We start from the raw sequence: 3,348 nt of genomic DNA, 5'->3' as shown, positions 1-3,348 counted from the left end.
CGGCCTAATCATCTATCGTATCGCGCGCATGAAGTCTTTTGCGGATGACCAAGCCTTTGCCGACTCCGAGCTGTCGTTGGAAGACTCGAAAAACCTTAAACGATCCACCATCAACAACTAGTCCAGATAGAGTCACCCGTCGCAGAACCTGCACGGCTGAATCCTGGTCGTGCAGTCCCAATGTGGAGTGACTGCTTCCCGCAAGATGTACCGCGATGTCATTTTCGGACGGCAGACCGAACGAAGGTGTTCATTCGTGAGAAGTAGGTGCTCGTATTGTCGCCTTCAGACGCAGATCAAATTGGACCCCGCCCAGAACGCAGAGACTGCCGCACTCCGATACGTGCTGAAATATGCCGGCTATAACGCCACCACTATTCGTCTCTACCACGGTCGCCGGTAACCCATCCAACCAGCGGCCGGTGCAACACCCACCGGATCTCCTAATCATTCAATTCAAACCGTGCCATTGCAGTTATTCAAATGCACTCGGAGGGAAAACAGGAATATGCAAATTGGGATGACGAAGTCATAAAACGGTCTTTAGAGAACTCCTTTCACCTTTCAATGGCGGGTGACCCCGCACCAAGGGCACAAGCCACATATCCCAGGAAACGCAGTGTGTTGTGGGTTCAATAGAATACGGCAATAGAATAGTCGAATTTGACGATCGGATTCTGGCGCACATTCAAATCGTGATTGTCCGCAAGCTTCGCCGGGGCGAAAGTTTCCTGCTGTCCTGGAAAGATGCCTCTGAGACAGGACATGGTCGAAGTTCAATATGGGTGCACCCCGCCATACCCCTCTACTTCAAATTCCATGGCGGTCGCTCGCCCAGCGTGAACCCGGTATGGTTGGCGGAACTCACCCTCTCCGCCGACAGCTCTTTCGGGATGCTCATTACGTCAGAGAAAACATCGCCCTAAATTACGCGGCAAACGAACTCACTGGAGTGTTGACATGCGCTATGTCAGCACCGCGATGGTCTCCGCCATCCGACGGCAACGAACGCGCGAGCAGCAGCCAACAGCATCGACACACAACAACCATTCGAAACTTCTGGCAGTCTCGCGACCTGTTAGCTACGAGGAGTCTCGTCACTACGACGTCGGCACGTCCCGGTGTCATGTTCCCCATACTCGTCTGCACAACGAACGCTAAGACTGTGATGTCCCCGGCGCGTTGGATCGCACGGTAGACCGTGGACCTCGCCACGCTGAAGAGTTCAGCGATCTGCGCGGTGGTGCGTTCGCCTCACCGGTGGACCTCGACTCGGTGCTCCTGCTGGGCCTGGAATGGCTCGGGCTACGTGACCGCCACCAGCGACATTTGTGCCCGCACCATCGCCACCCATGACCCCTCGGGCGAGCGGCAGACGCGCTCAACATCAATGGGTCAATCGTGTCCGGTTCGACGCGGATGACCGGAATTGGAGGTGGACGAAATGAAGCTGATGAGTAAGCACCTCTCGCCCGCCGCAATTGTTGTCGGTAGGCCAGCCACCATCGACGGCATCAGCAGCCGAACGCATTCGCGAAACATCGAAAAAGACCCACTTGAACTAGCCGCCTAAACTCCCACTGGCCTCATCCACCTTGACCAACTCCGAGACGTTGGAAGACTTCAACCGCATCACAAGTGAAATCGAGAATGGACTGGGACAGTAATCATGGGTAAATTTATTTACGGAACCCCGTCAAGTTCCATCGAGTGCGATGATCGGGTACTCGCCCACCTCAAGGTCGTCGTTCTCGCCAAGATGAGCCGCGGAGAAAGTTCTACGTTTTCCTGGGAATACTCGGCGGCAGCAGGAAGCGGTCACAGTTCCATCTGGATCCATCCGACAATCCCGCTTCAATTCGACTTCTTCGGCAGCAAGGAGCCCCGCCTTAACCGTGCCTGGGTCGAAGAACTCGTACACCTATCAAACACACCAGCGGGACTGCGGGTGACGCCGCAACCAACCGAGTCCGAAGCGCCCTTAGGCCCCTGATACACGCCTGACCACATCGCATCAGCGCCCACGCGTGTAGTTGCTTCTACGCAGTTCGCACCCGTCATCCTTCCAACGCCCACGACCCTCACGCCCTGTTGCACGGAGCTTTCGGCGGGTACGGCATATCTTCAGATGCGCCGCCGGTTACGTGGTCGCCGCGAGGTGTATAGTGCCGGCCAACAGTCACGACTACCTAACCCGGTTCATGCTGCGAGCGGAAACGTCACTTTTCGTGTCGAGCAGCGCAAGTGCGGGACTAATCCGTTTGAGATTATGCGGTCGTTTCAAAGTTGAAACTATAGTCGTCCTCAAACGCGGACGTAGAGTCGGGCTGATGATCCAGGGGAAGACCAAAAGATACAGTCCCGGAGCGCGCCAGCCGCTGCTTCATGTATGACACGATGTCACGATTATCGAGTTCGGGTCTGTCGGTATGTGAGGTTTCCGCCATAATAGGGGCGCCCTGACTCAACAACAGCAGAGCCTGCACCTCGTCTCCGCCGGCATCATAAGCCATCAACCGAACAGTGTCTGCTCCCCCAGAACGGGCCAGCGTCGCCGCGTATTCAATGACAAGTTCCGCTACCTCATCCCCCACCAGCAAGCTCTTGCCGACGAACGTCAAATTCATCATGCGAAAACCGTAGCACCGAAAAGTAACCGCTTAAGTGCTTCCATTTCAGCGCACGATGACACCCGGAATTTCCCTCCGCAGCGCACCTGTCCGACCCAAGACCTGCCTCTCAGCGATGACAGGACATAAAACAGGGGTTGCGTCCCTGCGAGTGGATGCTCCTATTGATGTCAAGCGGCCTTTGGGGTGGGATTCGATTGTCGGGATTGGTCGTCGAGCCAGGCGCTGAAGGTGGTTTCCAGGTCAGTGTCAGCGCGTTGCCCTATCTCGAGTCGACGTAAGCGCTGGTAGGGGACGTTGAGCTGTTTGGCCGCGTCAGTGAGGACGATGCCGAGGGTTTGGCGGCGTTGCCGCAGCCGCGGTCCAATGGGCAGAGGGACAGCGGGATTTTGGGTGAGCAATGCGAATATTTCGTTGGCGACGTGGCGTTTGAGGCAGCGGACGATGTCGCGGTCGGAAAGGCCTTCAGTGGTGCGTCGGGCGATATAGGCCATAGTCCGAGGTTCCTTGTGGCGTTTGCGTAGCAGGACAATACGGTGCAGGGCCGCGTTAGCTTGCCGGTCACCACCGCGCGCGAGACGGAAACGCTGCCGCTTTCCCGAAGATGCCGGAATGGGTGCGACGCCGCAGAGAGATGGATTCAACAAAACTCAAAAACTTTGGAAACTCCTCGAATTTTGTCCACTGGTTGTAAGCGACGGTAACGGGAACGTTGACG

At 56.4% G+C, this 3,348-nt stretch carries 3 protein-coding genes and 2 pseudogenes; 1 reads left to right on the top strand and 4 read right to left on the bottom strand.

All coding sequences use genetic code 11. From position 1 onward, the window contains the following. Positions 1-1,669 precede the first annotated feature (1,669 nt). Complete coding sequence (locus CXY75_RS00275) at positions 1,670-1,993, top strand: ATP-dependent DNA ligase (RefSeq protein WP_104080903.1); 324 nt, start codon at positions 1,670-1,672, stop codon at positions 1,991-1,993. 274 nt (positions 1,994-2,267) lie between these two features. Here CXY75_RS00275 and CXY75_RS00270 read toward each other — a convergent pair whose 3' ends face one another. The 4 genes and pseudogenes from CXY75_RS00270 to CXY75_RS20845 form a co-directional block, all read right to left on the bottom strand. Continuing rightward, positions 2,268-2,630, bottom strand: coding sequence for a hypothetical protein (locus CXY75_RS00270; protein ID WP_146069290.1), 363 nt, complete (start codon positions 2,628-2,630; stop codon positions 2,268-2,270). Positions 2,631-2,800: 170 nt separating this feature from the next. Beyond that, positions 2,801-3,124, bottom strand: coding sequence for a helix-turn-helix domain-containing protein (locus CXY75_RS20855; RefSeq protein ID WP_369826618.1), 324 nt, complete (start codon positions 3,122-3,124; stop codon positions 2,801-2,803). A gap of 51 nt (positions 3,125-3,175) precedes the next feature. Further along, positions 3,176-3,274: pseudogene (locus tag CXY75_RS20850) on the bottom strand (transposase); the annotation flags it as partial. Continuing rightward, a pseudogene (locus CXY75_RS20845) lies at positions 3,261-3,348 on the bottom strand (cyclase); the annotation flags it as partial. The pseudogenes CXY75_RS20850 and CXY75_RS20845, both read right to left, overlap by 14 nt.

The sequence above is a fragment of the Cryobacterium sp. Y11 genome (assembly GCF_002929535.1).
In the GTDB taxonomy this organism is placed as follows: Bacteria; Actinomycetota; Actinomycetes; order Actinomycetales; family Microbacteriaceae; genus Cryobacterium.
This window is presented reverse-complemented; position numbering and strand designations above follow the sequence as displayed.